At 65.7% G+C, this 13,665-nt stretch carries 17 protein-coding genes; 5 read left to right on the top strand and 12 right to left on the bottom strand.

Annotated features, from left to right (window positions below):
• Positions 1-53: 53 nt before the first annotated feature.
• Positions 54-743 (top strand): cell division ATP-binding protein FtsE, encoded by a 690-nt coding sequence (gene ftsE, locus QX204_RS24645; protein ID WP_301902666.1) that lies wholly within the window; start codon positions 54-56, stop codon positions 741-743.
• On the top strand, positions 743-1,645 hold the full coding sequence (gene ftsX, locus QX204_RS24650; protein WP_301902667.1) for a permease-like cell division protein FtsX: 903 nt from the start codon (positions 743-745) through the stop codon (positions 1,643-1,645). The genes ftsE and ftsX overlap by 1 nt, the downstream gene beginning before the upstream one ends.
• 33 nt (positions 1,646-1,678) lie before the next feature.
• On the opposite strand, the gene QX204_RS24655 is transcribed toward ftsX, so the two are convergent.
• Positions 1,679-2,059 (bottom strand): MerR family transcriptional regulator, encoded by a 381-nt coding sequence (locus QX204_RS24655; RefSeq protein WP_301902668.1) that lies wholly within the window; start codon positions 2,057-2,059, stop codon positions 1,679-1,681.
• Positions 2,060-2,119: 60 nt separating this feature from the next.
• On the opposite strand from QX204_RS24655, the gene QX204_RS24660 reads away from it, so the two are divergent.
• Positions 2,120-2,881, top strand: coding sequence for an alpha/beta fold hydrolase (locus tag QX204_RS24660; RefSeq protein ID WP_301902670.1), 762 nt, complete (start codon positions 2,120-2,122; stop codon positions 2,879-2,881).
• A 27-nt stretch (positions 2,882-2,908) separates the two neighbouring features.
• On the opposite strand, the gene QX204_RS24665 is transcribed toward QX204_RS24660, so the two are convergent.
• Positions 2,909-4,321, bottom strand: a complete 1,413-nt coding sequence (locus tag QX204_RS24665) for a glycosyltransferase family 39 protein (RefSeq protein ID WP_301902672.1) — start codon at positions 4,319-4,321, stop codon at positions 2,909-2,911.
• 129 nt (positions 4,322-4,450) lie between these two features.
• Between QX204_RS24665 and QX204_RS24670 the strand changes: the two genes are divergently transcribed.
• Positions 4,451-5,845 carry an acyl-CoA dehydrogenase family protein gene (locus QX204_RS24670; RefSeq protein WP_301902673.1) on the top strand — a complete coding sequence of 465 codons (1,395 nt, stop codon included), beginning with the start codon at positions 4,451-4,453 and terminating at the stop codon, positions 5,843-5,845.
• A 30-nt stretch (positions 5,846-5,875) separates the two neighbouring features.
• Positions 5,876-7,090 carry an acyl-CoA dehydrogenase family protein gene (locus QX204_RS24675; protein WP_301902675.1) on the top strand — a complete coding sequence of 405 codons (1,215 nt, stop codon included), beginning with the start codon at positions 5,876-5,878 and terminating at the stop codon, positions 7,088-7,090.
• Positions 7,091-7,183: 93 nt separating this feature from the next.
• Here QX204_RS24675 and QX204_RS24680 read toward each other — a convergent pair whose 3' ends face one another.
• From QX204_RS24680 to QX204_RS24725, 10 genes are read right to left on the bottom strand one after another with little or no spacing between them, the layout of a single operon-like run.
• Positions 7,184-8,449: a tyrosine-type recombinase/integrase gene (locus QX204_RS24680; protein ID WP_301902677.1), complete on the bottom strand. Its 1,266-nt coding sequence runs from the start codon at positions 8,447-8,449 to the stop codon at positions 7,184-7,186.
• Entirely contained in the window at positions 8,449-8,634 is a 186-nt protein-coding gene (locus QX204_RS24685; RefSeq protein WP_301902679.1) for a helix-turn-helix domain-containing protein, read from the bottom strand. The genes QX204_RS24680 and QX204_RS24685 overlap by 1 nt, the downstream gene beginning before the upstream one ends.
• 13 nt (positions 8,635-8,647) lie before the next feature.
• Complete coding sequence (locus QX204_RS24690; RefSeq protein WP_301902681.1) at positions 8,648-10,396, bottom strand: replication initiator; 1,749 nt, start codon at positions 10,394-10,396, stop codon at positions 8,648-8,650.
• The gene (locus QX204_RS24695; RefSeq protein WP_301902683.1) at positions 10,393-11,046 is read right to left on the bottom strand and encodes a hypothetical protein; all 654 of its coding nucleotides are present in this window, start codon (positions 11,044-11,046) and stop codon (positions 10,393-10,395) included. The genes QX204_RS24690 and QX204_RS24695 overlap by 4 nt, the downstream gene beginning before the upstream one ends.
• On the bottom strand, positions 11,043-11,267 hold the full coding sequence (locus tag QX204_RS24700; RefSeq protein ID WP_301902684.1) for a PIN domain-containing protein: 225 nt from the start codon (positions 11,265-11,267) through the stop codon (positions 11,043-11,045). Before QX204_RS24700 ends, QX204_RS24695 begins: the two co-directional genes overlap by 4 nt.
• Positions 11,264-11,455: a hypothetical protein gene (locus QX204_RS24705; protein ID WP_301902686.1), complete on the bottom strand. Its 192-nt coding sequence runs from the start codon at positions 11,453-11,455 to the stop codon at positions 11,264-11,266. Before QX204_RS24705 ends, QX204_RS24700 begins: the two co-directional genes overlap by 4 nt.
• Before the next feature lie 2 nt (positions 11,456-11,457).
• Positions 11,458-11,739: a hypothetical protein gene (locus QX204_RS24710; RefSeq protein WP_301902688.1), complete on the bottom strand. Its 282-nt coding sequence runs from the start codon at positions 11,737-11,739 to the stop codon at positions 11,458-11,460.
• Positions 11,736-13,052, bottom strand: coding sequence for an FtsK/SpoIIIE domain-containing protein (locus QX204_RS24715; RefSeq protein ID WP_301902690.1), 1,317 nt, complete (start codon positions 13,050-13,052; stop codon positions 11,736-11,738). The genes QX204_RS24710 and QX204_RS24715 overlap by 4 nt, the downstream gene beginning before the upstream one ends.
• Positions 13,052-13,444 carry a hypothetical protein gene (locus tag QX204_RS24720; RefSeq protein WP_301902691.1) on the bottom strand — a complete coding sequence of 131 codons (393 nt, stop codon included), beginning with the start codon at positions 13,442-13,444 and terminating at the stop codon, positions 13,052-13,054. The genes QX204_RS24715 and QX204_RS24720 overlap by 1 nt, the downstream gene beginning before the upstream one ends.
• Entirely contained in the window at positions 13,441-13,665 is a 225-nt protein-coding gene (locus QX204_RS24725; protein WP_301902693.1) for a hypothetical protein, read from the bottom strand. The genes QX204_RS24720 and QX204_RS24725 overlap by 4 nt, the downstream gene beginning before the upstream one ends.

Below are 13,665 nucleotides of genomic sequence, written 5' to 3' on the forward strand. Positions count from 1 at the left end.
CGGCGCGTCGCGTCCGGCCGGGACGCCCCCATCGCTGGTTACACTGGCTCCCCGTGATCACCATGCGCAACGTCAGCAAGTCGTACCCGACCTCGACGCGACCGGCGCTGGACAATGTTTCCGTCGATGTGGATAAAGGCGAGTTCGTCTTCATCATCGGCCCGTCCGGTTCGGGCAAGTCGACTTTCATGCGACTGCTGCTCAAGGAAGAGGCGCCGACATCGGGCGAGATCCGGGTCGCCGACTTCCGCGTCGACAAGTTGCCGGGGCGCAAGGTACCCAAGTTGCGGCAGCGGATCGGCTGCGTGTTCCAGGACTTCCGGCTGTTGCAGCAGAAGACCGTCGAGCAGAATGTCGCGTTCGCGCTGGAGGTGATCGGCAAGCGACGTCAGTTCATCGAACGGACGGTGCCCGAGGTGCTCGACATGGTCGGGCTCGGCGGTAAGGGGCAGCGCTTGCCCTCGGAGCTGTCCGGTGGTGAGCAGCAGCGGGTCGCGATCGCGCGCGCGTTCGTCAACCGGCCGCTGGTCCTGCTCGCCGACGAGCCGACCGGCAACCTCGACCCCGATACCAGCGCCGACATCATGGCCCTGCTGGAGCGGATCAATCGCGTCGGCACCACGGTGCTGATGGCCACCCATGACAACCACATCGTCGACGCCATGCGAAGGCGGGTGGTCGAACTGGACCACGGCAGACTCGTGCGCGACGAAGCGACCGGTGTCTACGGGGTGGGTCGATAATGCGACTGAGTTTTCTGTTCACCGAGGTCGTCGACGGCCTGCGCCGCAATCTCACGATGACCATCGCGATGATTCTGACCACGGCGGTGTCGCTGATGATGCTCGGCGGCGGCATGCTGTCGGTGCGGATGGCCGACAAGACCGAGAACTTCTTCATCGGCCGTCTCGAGGTGCGTTTCTATCTCGACGACGCGGTCTCCGACACCGATCCCGACTGCGCCGCCGACCCGTGCAAGTCGCTGCTCGCCGACCTCAAGCAGACCTCGGGCGTGGAGAGCGTGCAGTTCCTCAACCGCGCCGACGCTCTGGAAGAGGCGAAGAAGCTGTTCGCGGACCAGCCGGAGATGGTGCAGTACATCTCCGACTCACCGCTGCCCGCCTCGTTGCGGGTGAAGATGACCGACGCCGATCAGTACCAGCACATCTACGACAGCTTCGCGACCCGGCCGGGTGTGCGGATCGTGGCCAATGACAAGGAGTTCGTCGACCGGCTGACCAGCCTGTTCGACGGTTTGCGCAATGCCGCGTTCGGTTTGGCGCTGGTGATGGCGCTGGCCGCGATGCTGCTGGTGTTGAACATGGTGCAGATCGCCGCGTTCACGCGGCGCACGGAAGTCGGCATCATGCGACTGGTCGGCGCGACCCGCTGGTATACCCAGCTACCGTTCCTCCTCGAAGCGGTCGCGGCAGCCTTCGTCGGTTCGGTACTCGCGGTCCTCGGCCTGGTCATCGCCCGGCCGCTGGTGATCGACCGGGCGCTGGGCCCGCTGTTCGACAGCAACGTCTTCCCGCGTATCACCGGCGACGACATCGCGGTGGTGGCCCTGACGATCGCTCCCGTCGGCATCGTGTTCGCCGCCGTCACCGCTTACCTCACGCTGCGCTACTACGTGCGCGAATAGAGCCTGTCGGCGGGAACGGCCGATGCGCGGGTGCTACTTCAGGTCCGGCACCGGCTGTCCCCCGGCGTGGGCGAGGCTCGCGCCGAGTTGAGCGGCGAGTCGGGATCGCTGACGGTCGAGGTCGGTGATGCGCCGTTCCAGTTCGGCGGTTCGCTCGGCCATGATTCGCACCGACATCTCACAGGCTTGGACCGGCCCCGCGTTCTCGGCGCACGGCATGAGCAGGGCGATGTCATCGGTGTTCAGTCCCGCGGCCAGCAGTTCCCTGATCCGGGCGACCGTGCCCACCGCCGACGCGGGATAGCTGCGGTACCCGTTGCCGTCGCGGTGCGGATGCAGCAGACCCTGCTCCTCGTAGTAGCGCAGCAGCCGGGTGGCCACCCCGGTGCGTCGCGCCAATTCACCGATCAGCATGTGACCACCGGCACCTTCGGCTTGACCTTCACACCCATGTCAATCCCTAACGTCGCTGCCATGAACACGATTCCCCTGCACACCACCGTCCACGGCTCCGGTTCCGGCATCGTCCTCGCGCACGGCGCGGGCGGCGGGATCGAGAGCAATTTCGGCACCCTGATTCCCACTCTCGCCGCGGCGCACACCGTGGTCGCGTCGGACTACCCGGGCGATGACACGCCCTTGGATCTCGACGGCCTCGCCGATGCCCTGGTGGCGGCGGCCGTCGATGCGGGTGTCGAGACCTTCGCCGTCGTCGGTTTCTCGCTCGGCACCGCGGTGGCCGTGCGCGCCGCCGCGCGCCACCCCGACCGCGTCACCGGCCTGCTGCTCACCGCGGGCCTGGCCGCTCCCGACCATCGCGCCCAGCTGGCCGTGCGGGCCTGGCAGGACCTGCTCGAGCGCGGCGACCACGATTCCTTCGCCCGGCTCACCGTGCTCACCGGCTTCTCCACCAGCTTTGTCAACAATCTGCCCGCGGACACCGTCGACGACATCGTTCGTCGGACCGCCGCCTCGATTCCCGGCGGCACCCGCCAGCAGGCGGCGCTGGTCGAGTCGGTCGACACCACCGCCGACCTCGCCGCCATCGCCGTGCCCACGCTCGTCGTGGCCACCACCGCCGACCTGCTGGTCGATCCGGCGAACTCGCGGACGCTGGCCGCCGCGATCCCCGGCGCCGAATACGCGGAGATCGAAGCCGGCCATGTCGTCATGGTCGAGCGCCCCGACGAATGGGAGAAACTGCTGACCGGTTTCCTCGACCGGCACGGTCTCTAGATCTCCGCGACGACCGGGACCGGACACTCAGCCGAGCCTGCGCAGCTGCGGCCAGAGTTGCGACCACGGGCGGACCGGGTTGCGGCACACGAACATCGGCTCGCCCTGTTCGTCGTTGTCGATGCCGAGGCCGTTGTCGAGGGTGCCCGCGGGTTCGACCGTCGAACAGAGTTCGGTGAGCCGGTCGCGGTCGATACCGACGGTGAGGACCTCGGTCGCGGTGTCCGGCGGAGGTCCCCACCACCAGTAGGCGTTGTGGCCGGAATGCGGTGTGGGCAGGGCGTAGTCGGATCCGTAGCGCTCGATCGCGCCCGCCTCGCCGTAGTTGGCGGTGAGGACGGGGGCGCCGGGTGGTCGTGCGGCGGCGATCTGCTCGACGTAGCGGGGCCAGGCGATGGTTTCGCCCGCGTCGTAGTTGATGGCGAGGACGGGCGAGTCCCGCAGCCACGCGATCGGCCACACCGGCAGGAACACCAGCGCCGACATCACCGCGTTCACCACGAGCACCGAAGCGATTGCCGCCCAACGTTTTCGGTTCTCGGCCGACCACCGGCTCAGCCCGACCGTACCCGCCGCGAGCAGCACCGGATACATCCCGCCGAGGTAATAGGCCTTTCCACCGGTCGCGAGAAACACCACGAACAGCGTCGCGTAGGTCAGCGCAAACGCCCGCCATCGCGAGTTCCACAACCGCCACAACCCGTACCCCCACAGCGGAACCAGCAACGGCCCGAACAGCCCGAACTGCAAGAGCACGAACATGATCGGCGAATCCGAGGTCCCCGACGAACCACCGGCGATCGCCCTGCTCAGCTCCCACTGCGGCCACCCGTTGTCCGCCTGCCACCACAGATACGGCAGCCACAGCACCAGCGCGGTCCCGACGGCGAATCCGAAATACCTGGTAGCGAACAGCTTTCGTTGCCCGGTCAGCACCAGTGCCGAGGCGAGGACGACAACCGGCAGGATCAGCAAAACCTTGTTCTGCAGCCCGATCCCCACGACCAAGCCGATCAAGAGCCACCATCGCGGATCGCGGGCGAGTTTCACCACCAATAGACAGATCAGCGACCAGGCCGCCAGATCGAACACCGTCGTTCCCAGCAGGTGCCCCACGCCCATCACCAGCGCGGAACTCGCGACAGCGCCCGCGGCCAGTGCCCGCGCCGCACGTCCACCGCCCAACTCCCCCGCCAGCAACCCCGTACACACCACGACGAAGGTGGCCGCGGCGACGGCAGGCAATCTCATGACACATAACGAATCGGGATCGACCGCGGCCATGAATCTGGCCAGAAACGGCGACAACGGCGGCTGATCGGGGTATGACCAGTCCAGACGCCGACCTGCGGCCAGGAAGTACAACTCGTCGCGGTGATAGCCGTAGCGCCCCGACGTGACCAGCAGAACGAGCGCGAAGGCCGACGCGATGACTGGCACAGGACCAGCGTGACAGAAACCGGCGATTTCACAACGGGTGGGCACACTTCTTACTCCGGAGTAAGATAGTCTTACCGAAGAGTAAGATGGTGGGGTCGAAGGCACCCCGACAGCCGAGGAAATCAGGTGATGATGAGCACTCGAGACAGCGCGACGAAGCGACGTCCGAACGACACGTCCGCGGTCGGCCTCAGCCAGCCCAAACGGGACTGGATGGGCGCCGCGATGCGCGCTTTGACGACCATTACCGGGTCGGAGCTCGCGGGCAAGTACAACCTGCGCAAGCCGATCGAGCGAGTCACCTACGAGGGCACCAAGACGGGCTTCCGCACCCTGGGCGCGGCCACTCGTACCTTCGCGAAGGTGGCCGGCGGCGGTGAGCCCAAGCGTCTGGTCGACAACGAGGCCAAGACCAAGGACTACTTCGATCTCACCCCGTCCGACGAGCAGCAGATGATCGTCGAGACGGTGCGTGAGTTCGCGGGCGAGATCTTGCGCCCCGCGGCCTACGACGCCGACAATGCCGCCAAGGCCCCGCGCGACCTGCTCGAGCGCGCCGCCGAACTCGGCATCACCCTGATCAATGTCCCCGAGGAGCTGGAAGGCGCGGCTTCCGAGCGCGGCGCCGTCACCAACTCCCTGGTGGCCGAGGCTCTCGCGCACGGCGACATGGGCCTGGCGCTGCCGATTCTGGCGCCCAGCGGCGTCACCGTCGCGCTCTCGCAGTGGGGCACCGACGCGCAGCAGCAGACCTACCTACCCGCCTTCACCGGCGACGCGGTGCCGCAGGCGTCCGTGGTGATCAACGAGCCGCGCGCCCTGTTCGACCCCTTCGCCCTGCAGACAAAGGCCGTTCGCTCCCCCAGCGGCTACAAGCTCACCGGCGTGAAGAGCCTGGTCCCGGCCGCCGCCGATGCCGAACTGTTCATCGTGGCGGCCGAACTCGACGGGCGCCCGGCGCTGTTCATCGTCGAGTCCGACACCGCCGGGCTGTCCGTGGAAGCCGATCCGAGCATGGGCCTGCGCGCCGCCGGCCTGGGTCGACTCATCCTGGACAACGTGGCCGTCGGCGCCGACGCCGTTCTCGGCGACAGTGACGCCAAGACCCGCGCCGCCGAGTACGGCGACGCGGTGCAGCTCGCCCGGCTCGGTTGGGCCTCGCTGGCCATCGGCACCGGTCAGGCCGTGCTCGACTACGTGATCCCGTATGTGAACGAGCGCGAAGCGTTCGGCGAGCCGATCTCGCACCGTCAGGCGGTGGCCTTCATGGTCGCCAACATGGCGATCGAGCTCGACGGACTGCGTCTGGTGACCCTGCGTGGCGCCTCGCGCGCGGAACAGGGCCTGTCGTTCGCCCGTGAGGCGGCGCTGGCGCGCAAGCTGGCCACCGACAAGGGCATGCAGATCGGCCTGGACGGCGTGCAGCTGCTCGGCGGTCACGGCTTCACCAAGGAACACCCGGTCGAGCGGTGGTACCGCGACCTTCGTTCCGTCGGTGTCGCCGAAGGCATCGTGCTGGTCTAGGCCCGTTTCTCACCTTCCAGGAGCCCCCTCATGATCAATCTCGAACTCCCCAAGAAGCTGAAGGCGAGCGCCAACCAGGCCCACCAGGTCGCCTCGCAGATCTTCCGTCCCATCTCCCGCAAGTACGACCTCGCCGAGCACGAGTACCCGGTCGAGCTCGACACCATGGCCGCCATGATCGAAGGGCTCGCCGACTCCGGCACCCAGAAGATCGGCGGCGCCGCGGGCGGCCGTAACGACGAGGCCGACGCGGATCTGACCGCGAATGCCAACGGCGGCAACATGTCCGCGCTGCTCAACTCCCTCGAGACCTCGTGGGGCGATGTCGGCCTGATGCTCACCATCCCCTACCAGGGACTGGGCAATGCCGCGATCGCCGCGGTGGCGACCGACGAGCAGCTCTCGCGTTTCGGCAAGGTGTGGGCCGCGATGGCGATCACCGAGCCGTCCTTCGGTTCCGACTCCGCCGCCGTCACCACCACCGCTGTTCTCGACGGCGACGAGTGGGTGCTCAACGGCGAGAAGATCTTCGTCACCTGCGGTCAGCGTGCCACCCACATCGTGGTGTGGGCCTCGGTCGACAAGAGCCTCGGTCGCGCCGCGATCAAGTCCTTCGTCGTCCCGCGTGACGCTCCGGGTCTGTCGGTGGCGCGGCTCGAGCACAAGCTCGGCATCAAGGCCTCCGACACCGCGGTGCTGCTGCTGCAGGATTGCCGCATCCCCGCCGACAACATTCTCGGCTCGCCGGAAGTCAACGTGGAGAAGGGTTTCGCCGGGGTCATGCAGACCTTCGACAACACCCGTCCCCTCGTGGCGGCGATGGCCGTCGGCGTCACCCGCGCCGCGCTCGAGGAACTGCGTAGCGTCCTCACCGAGGCGGGTGTCGAGATCTCCTACGACACCCCCGCGATGAACCAGTCCGCCGCGGCCGCCGAATTCCTGCGCATGGAAGCCGACTACGAAGCGGCCTACCTGCTCTCCCTGCGCGCCGCCTGGATGGCCGACAACAAGAAGCCGAACTCGCTCGAGGCCTCGATGTCCAAGGCCAAGGCGGGCCGCACCGGCACCGACGTCACCCTCAAGGCAGTGGAACTGGCCGGCTCCATCGGCTACTCCCAGCGGACCCTGCTCGAGAAGTGGGCTCGCGACTCGAAGATCCTCGACATCTTCGAAGGCACCCAGCAGATCCAGCAGCTGATCGTGGCTCGCCGCGTGCTCGGAAAGACCAGCTCCGAGCTGAAGTGACCTGGTAGACAACAGAAATCCGGTGCGAGTCGACTACTGACCCGCACCGGATTTCTTTGTTCCGGAAGCCGTCCGATTCGGGTTCACGGTCACTCAGGCCGCTTCCAGGCCGTTCTCGGAGGGAAGCTCCCAGAGGTAGGCCGACTCGTCGACGGCCTGGCGGGCGCGCTCGTGGCTGGACGAGAGCAGGTGTGTGTACACCCGAAGCGTGAAGCCGGGGTCTTCGTGGCCGAGGTAGTCGGCGAGTTCCTTCACCGAGACACCACGCGAGAGCAACTTCGAGGCGTAGAGGTGACGCAAGCCCGAGTGCATCCCGTCCGCACGGTTCACATATTCGAGGCCAGCTTTGCCGAACGCAGGTTTCCACACGACCTTGCCGAACAGATCGCCGCTCATCGTCGACCCGCCGCCGTTGGTGATCAGCAGGGACACCGTCACCCTTTCTCCGTCGGCGGAGGCCCATGGCAGCGTGACCGGCCGGGCCGGAAAGGTCTTCAGGTGTTCATCGATCGCGTCGAGCAGAGCCGTCGACAGCGGCACGTACCGGGTCTTCTCCCGCTTCGGAAGCGCGAACATCAGCACACCTCTGACGTACTTCACCTGACGCTGGACATGGACCGTCATGGCTTCCCGGTCGATATCGGCCGGCGACAGACCCAACAGCTCGCCCTGCCGAAGACCCAGCCCGACCCCGACCGGGATCACGATGGAATAGCGCTCATCGACCTTCACCAGCCCCGAACGCACCCGTGAAACTCGATCATCTTGCCAGACAACCACTTTCGGACTTCTACGCACCGGGCGACGAATCGTCTTGGCATGGCATGGGTTGGTCCGGATCAGTCGATCATCGACCGCAGTATCCAGAACGCCGACAACGATGTCGAACAACACCGCCTTGTAGTTATCGGAGTACTTCTTCTCTTCGAGCTTGCTCACCCAGTCACGAACAGTCGACGGCAACACCTTTCCCAATGGGAGGTCGCCGAACTCCGGGTAGACGCGTGAATCGAGCCGACTCCGCAAGGTTTCACGGCTCGCCGGGTCGGCTGACTGCGCACGGAACCAGCTCTCACCCTGTTGCCGAAACGTCTTCCGTGTCGCCTTCGGGTCGATGTACTTGCCCTCGCGCTTGTCCGATTCGACCTCGATCAGGAAGTTCTCAGCGCGCCCCTTCTGCTTGTCCGGAAACGACTTTCCACGCTCGGCACCGTCAGGGTCCTTGTAGCGGGCCCGATAGCGCATCCCATGCCCGTACAGCTCGGTCTTCTCCATGACCGGCTTACCGCGGCTGTTGACGATGACGTCGCCTTTTTCGTCCTTCTTGGGACGCCACCAGCGGTCGTCGATGTGGCCCATCAGGCGGCCTCGTCCATGTCAGCCCAGGCACGCAGGCGAACAGGGTTGTAGCGCAGGTGGCGGCCGACTTTGCGTACAGGAGGCCCGTCACCCTGCCATTTCCACTGGTAGAGAGTCTTCACGGGTACGCCGAGGTAGTAGGCGGCTTCGTCTACCGTCCACATGCGGTCGTCGGGCAGTTCCATCGTTGATCCCTCCCTATGCTGCTTCGGATTGCTGAACAGAAGTCGGTGTGTCTGGTGGGTTGTCGCCCAGAGCCATGCGAGCGGCGGTGTATTCGACCCGCCATTTCGAGCGGGCATTCACCAGCGCCATCACGAGGTGTTCGCGCGGTGGTGCGTCCGGATCACCAGACGGGACCGGGTACACCCGCACATGTGAGGTGTCGGGCTTGACGATGCCCACGGCCGCGAGCTGTTGCCGAACAAATTCCGCGCGTTCGGCCTTGTGGTCGGGCAGGGTCTTGCCGGTCCACTTCTTCGAGTTGAGGACCCGCCGACCGGGCAGGCCGAGGGTGTCGCGGCGGTGGGCCTTGCCCTTGCAATAACCGGGCTGAGTCTTCTCTCTGGCACCCTTCGGGACGATGCCGTAGCGCAACCACACCCCGCACTTCGGCGAGCACGGCGTCACGCACATCTCCGCGTGCAACCGGTCATAGTGTTCGGCGACGCGACGTGAGTCTGGTTCGAGCAGGTCAGCGACACTCTTGGTCAGGTACTTGGTCAGGTATCGCACCCGGCGTTCCATCTTGTCGGTGCCACCGAGGATCTGAATCGGCTTGGCCTGCACACCGAACCGAACAACGTGGGCGGGTTCGAGGTCGTCTACCTCGTCCATCACCGCCCGGGCGTCGTCCCAGGAGGTCAGCGGGTCGCCGGTTTGCGGGTCGACGAAAGTGCCGGCGACGTAGTCCCATTCAGGCATCTGCCCGTCGTGGTAGACCGGCTTGTCGAAGTGTGGCCACCAGATCTGGCGGTAAGTCGCCGCGGTGACCGCCTTGAGCATCTTGTTCGACACCGACCCACGAATAGCCAGGTGCAGGTGCGGGGCACCACGCTTCTGCGGTTCCACACTGCCGAAGTACTGCACATCCCAGCCGACCGCCCGACGCAGGTTCTGCACCCACCGATCTATCAGAGCGGCGAAGTGGATGGCGTCACGGGCAGCACGGGAGTAGTCGTAGGTTTCGGGGTCGACCGGGGAACCATCCGAGACCATCGCGCCCTTACCGTCTCTACCCGCCTTGGGGTCCCACACCTGGTTGATCGGCCCGTAGCTGTCGAGGGTGACCGTCAGGAAGGTAGAGGGCTGGTAGCCGTTGTAGACCTGGCCCAGGGTGCGCTTTTCGACCTTGCGGCGAGGAAGGTTCGGCACGTCCTGGCGGCGGCGGGTGGACCTGGCCTTGCGGCGTGGCTTCTCCTCCAGCGACGGGAACCGACCCTTGACGCCGAGTTCGCGGAGTTTCTCGTCGATTTCGGCGACCTGGGCACGGATCGAGTCAGCTAGGTCGGTGTCGTCTTCGCGGGCCCGGCGGAACTGGTCGAACAGTTTCGCGCGGGCAGTGAGCAAGTCTGTTTGTTCCTGAGTCGGCTCAACGGTCTCATCGACCGGTTCCTCACTCAGGCACCACCCTTCACGGAGCTGGTTCATCCGCAGGGTGCGGTACGCCTTGGCGCACGCCGGGCAGATCGCTTCGAAGCGGCATTTGCACGGTGCCCCGACATAGGAGATCTTGCCGGTGGAATCGTCGACGGCACGCATCGGAACGACCCTGGCGCACACGCCTTCTTTCTCTGCTGCCGATGCAGCGATGTCCTTCAAGGACGGCATTGCACGGCGCTGGGCGGCGGTGGTACGGCCGAGGGAAGCCACAGGGGCGGATTCGGCGGTGTTGGTGGCGTTGTCCATGGTGTGGCCTCCCTCAGCTAGGTAATCGGTGGTGGTCATGCGGCCTTGCGCGAGGGCAGGGTCTTGAATCCGGCCATCGATTCGAAGTCGACAACGATCGGTTCAGCGAGCGAGTCCGACCGGCGGAAGGTGATTGCGACCAGGCTCGGGCCGACTATCGCGACTTGTGCGTGGCGGGTACCGAAGGCGTGGGCCAGGTGCTCGACACGGTTTTCCCAGTCGCTCGGAGCCTGCCCGTGCAGCATCTTGGCTTTGACAACGTCGAGGGATTCCCCGATCCGGACGTCGACCAGTCGAGGGCTGAGCACCCGGTCGTTGCTGTCGGTCTTGGTGAGCTGGCAGGCGGCCATCACCGTTACCCAGCAGCGGGAGTAACGGAACCAGCTCAGCCAACGCGACCGGATGCGACCAGTGAGCCAGCGCTCGAAGGTTTGCGGACTCGATACTCGCCACAGCACCATCCCCGCGACAGCCACACCAGCCACCCCGACCCCGAACGGCCAGCCAAACCACCAACCGACCGCGACAGAAAGGCCGGCGGGAACCGAGACCATCGGGAACAGGAGCGCCCACCAGATCAGTTGGAAACCGGCGACGACGACGGCGATCATGGCGCGACCGATGGCGTCCATCACGACGTCAGCGAAGTCGGTTGTGGTCGTGATGGTGATCTTCTGCGTTTGACTCATGCTGCATCCCAATCGAATTCGAGTTGGTTGGGTGATTTTTTGTCGCCGATGAAGGTGCGCCATGGGTCACTGGCGTTGTATCGGTAGACCACGTCGGTGTCACGACGGTCTTTCGCGGCGGCGATGTAGGCGTCTGCCGGTCCGCGAGCTTTGGGCAGCGGGTGGACTGTCTCGCCGACCAGCAGGCCCCAATGCTTGGCGTCGGCCGGGTCGATGATCATGCTGCGTCGTCCCATCCATCCGTGCCGTAGTCGTTCCAGGCAGGGGCGTGGCCGGTCTCGGCGAGCATCGTGACCGCGACGGCGACGGGGTCGAGGCCGCGGGCTTCGGAGCGGCAGCGGCTCCGTGTCTGGAAGTCAATAACGTCGGCGAGATCGTTGTCGGTGCGGGTGGTGTGCTTGCGTGCCATGGTCAGTGCTCCTTGTGATCGGCGGGGAAGATGCCGCAGACGGTGCATTCGAGTTCGGTGAACTGGTGGCCATCGCGCTGGCACTGCTGAGTCGCGACGCAGATGTCACAGCGGACGGTGTCGCCGTCGTAGACCCAGCCGCTTGCACGGTCAGCGCCCAGGAACGACACGGCTTGGTTGGTGGTGTCGAAGCAGATCGATTCCCCATCGGCGTCGGTGAGGATGTCGCCGCAGGTGTCGCAGTAGATGACGACGTGGGATTCGGTGACCATTCCGCGTTTCATGCCGCCATCCCTTGCTCGTCGTCTTCGCCTGGGATGTAGTCGGGATCGAAGCCGGTGTAGTCGGCTTGCGGGCTGTAGTCCGGCTTCTCGGGCCCGTAGGCGGCTACCAGGGCGTCGATGTCGTCGTCGGTGACCATGAACGCTCGGACCCGCACGAACCCGTCTTTGCCGTCCTCGGCGACGTAGCCGACACCGGGTGTGTCAGCGGGGATCTCGTCGCAGCGGGCACCTTTGTCCTTGGCAGAATCGCCGTGGACCATCCGGATCTGAGTAACTTCCTCCAGGCGGAGGCCGACGCGGACGTTGAACAGCTGCCGGTTCGGCATCGTTTCTTTCGACGGGTCCTGCACCGCCGCGGTGACCGAGTAGCCGACCGCACGGCCTTGGGATTGCAGCAGGCCGGTGTACTGGCGGAACTGTTCCTGCTCGTCGCGGGTGGCGAACGAGGACAACGCAGCGCCTTCGTCGATGACGACCCACACCAATGGCGTGTCCGGCGAGGGCGTGAACCTGCGGATGCGTGCTGCCTTGAGCTGGGCGGTGCGTTCCTGCATCTGCGCCACGGCGTCGGAGAGCATCCCCAGGATCCCGGCAGCGGTCCACTCGAACCGTGTCCACAGATCCTCACCGCGGGAAAACTCCATGCCACCCTTGGGATCTGCCACCCACACATCGACGTACCCGGCCTTGATGGCAGGACCGACCCCCGCGACCAGCGACCACAGCACCGAGCCCTTACCCGAACCGGTCGCACCGGCGAGCAGGATGTGAGTCCCGAGCAGCCGTACCAGCCAATCCCGGCCGTCTTCACGCACACCCACCGGGACGGCCGACAGGTCGACACCGGTCGCGACGAACGCGTTCGGGTGGACGACGACAGGATCGGCCAGGGTGTCCCAGCACCGCAGATCCAGAGTCAGGAATCCTGGATCTGTTTGTGTGACAAAAACTTTCGGGACACCGAGGTACTGGGCGAGCTGGTCGCGAGTGTCGTCGTTGGTCCAGTCCGTGAGCTTCTGACCGCCGAGCATCTGCACCTCAGCGACAGCACCGGAAGGGACCCGAGTCATGGTCAACACGTTCGGCCAACCGCCGTCCGGACCTCCGAGGCCGAGCGCGACCCACATGTAGGCGAGCTGGCGGGAGTCGGTCATGATCATGACCGCAGTGCGCAATTCGGCCGGCACATGGGCCAACGGATCAGATTCTGACGCCGACATCGAAGCCGCGGCGCTCACCCCGTCGAGACGGCGCCACCACAGCATCATCCCGGTGGCCAGGATCGTCGACAGCGCAACAACAGTGGTGCCCATTACAGGACCCGCTCTCGGCAGCAACGCCACTGGCACGGTTCAGCGGTCACGTCTGTGAACGGGATCGGCGGGATCGGCTCCACAACCTCGCCGCGTTCGACCTCGGCGTTGGCTGCCACCATCGCGATACGCCCGTCAACGACAGCAGCGGCAAGGATGTCGATCAGCTGCATGACATCGTCGATACCGAGTTCCATCCGGAAAGACGGTGTTCCCGGTACATGACCGAGGGAGAGCACGATTCCGCCATGCCCCCGGTTGACGTAGTCGAAGTACCGGGCAGCCGGAACGCCGGTGTCGAGGTAGAGACGGCCACCGACCTGCATCTCGGCGCGCACCCAGTGCGGTTCTTTGTTGAAGACCCAGTGGCCTTCGGCCTGGTGCAGCATCACGCCACCACCCGCAGAGTCGAGGTGCGAGCTTCCAGCGCCGCGGCGAGCTTGTCCGCCAGCAGGGCGGCATCGGCGAAGGTGAGCAGCAGGCAGGAAGCACCCAGCTTCACCTCCACCGTGTCGAACCGGTGGACGAACCTTGCGTCGATCGCGTCGACCTCACGCAGGACGGACTTCTCGCCCAACGGGATCAGAACCGAATGCGGCAGCGGGTATTGCAT

Source organism: Nocardia sp. PE-7 (assembly GCF_030486425.1).
GTDB classification, from domain to species: Bacteria; Actinomycetota; Actinomycetes; order Mycobacteriales; family Mycobacteriaceae; genus Nocardia; species Nocardia salmonicida_A.

What these genes read in the sequence shown, in the direction of transcription:
- ftsX (WP_301902667.1), top strand. Translation starts at nt 743, where the DNA reads ATGCGACTGAGTTTTCTGTTCACCGAGGTCGTCGACGGCCTGCGCCGC.
- QX204_RS24655 (WP_301902668.1), bottom strand. Translation starts at nt 2,059, where the DNA reads ATGCTGATCGGTGAATTGGCGCGACGCACCGGGGTGGCCACCCGGCTG.
- QX204_RS24660 (WP_301902670.1), top strand. Translation starts at nt 2,120, where the DNA reads ATGAACACGATTCCCCTGCACACCACCGTCCACGGCTCCGGTTCCGGC.
- QX204_RS24670 (WP_301902673.1), top strand. Translation starts at nt 4,451, where the DNA reads ATGATGAGCACTCGAGACAGCGCGACGAAGCGACGTCCGAACGACACG.
- QX204_RS24675 (WP_301902675.1), top strand. Translation starts at nt 5,876, where the DNA reads ATGATCAATCTCGAACTCCCCAAGAAGCTGAAGGCGAGCGCCAACCAG.
- QX204_RS24680 (WP_301902677.1), bottom strand. Translation starts at nt 8,449, where the DNA reads ATGGGCCACATCGACGACCGCTGGTGGCGTCCCAAGAAGGACGAAAAA.
- QX204_RS24685 (WP_301902679.1), bottom strand. Translation starts at nt 8,634, where the DNA reads ATGGAACTGCCCGACGACCGCATGTGGACGGTAGACGAAGCCGCCTAC.
- QX204_RS24690 (WP_301902681.1), bottom strand. Translation starts at nt 10,396, where the DNA reads ATGACCACCACCGATTACCTAGCTGAGGGAGGCCACACCATGGACAAC.
- QX204_RS24695 (WP_301902683.1), bottom strand. Translation starts at nt 11,046, where the DNA reads ATGAGTCAAACGCAGAAGATCACCATCACGACCACAACCGACTTCGCT.
- QX204_RS24700 (WP_301902684.1), bottom strand. Translation starts at nt 11,267, where the DNA reads ATGATCATCGACCCGGCCGACGCCAAGCATTGGGGCCTGCTGGTCGGC.
- QX204_RS24705 (WP_301902686.1), bottom strand. Translation starts at nt 11,455, where the DNA reads ATGGCACGCAAGCACACCACCCGCACCGACAACGATCTCGCCGACGTT.
- QX204_RS24710 (WP_301902688.1), bottom strand. Translation starts at nt 11,739, where the DNA reads ATGAAACGCGGAATGGTCACCGAATCCCACGTCGTCATCTACTGCGAC.
- QX204_RS24715 (WP_301902690.1), bottom strand. Translation starts at nt 13,052, where the DNA reads ATGGGCACCACTGTTGTTGCGCTGTCGACGATCCTGGCCACCGGGATG.
- QX204_RS24725 (WP_301902693.1), bottom strand. Translation starts at nt 13,665, where the DNA reads ATGCAATACCCGCTGCCGCATTCGGTTCTGATCCCGTTGGGCGAGAAG.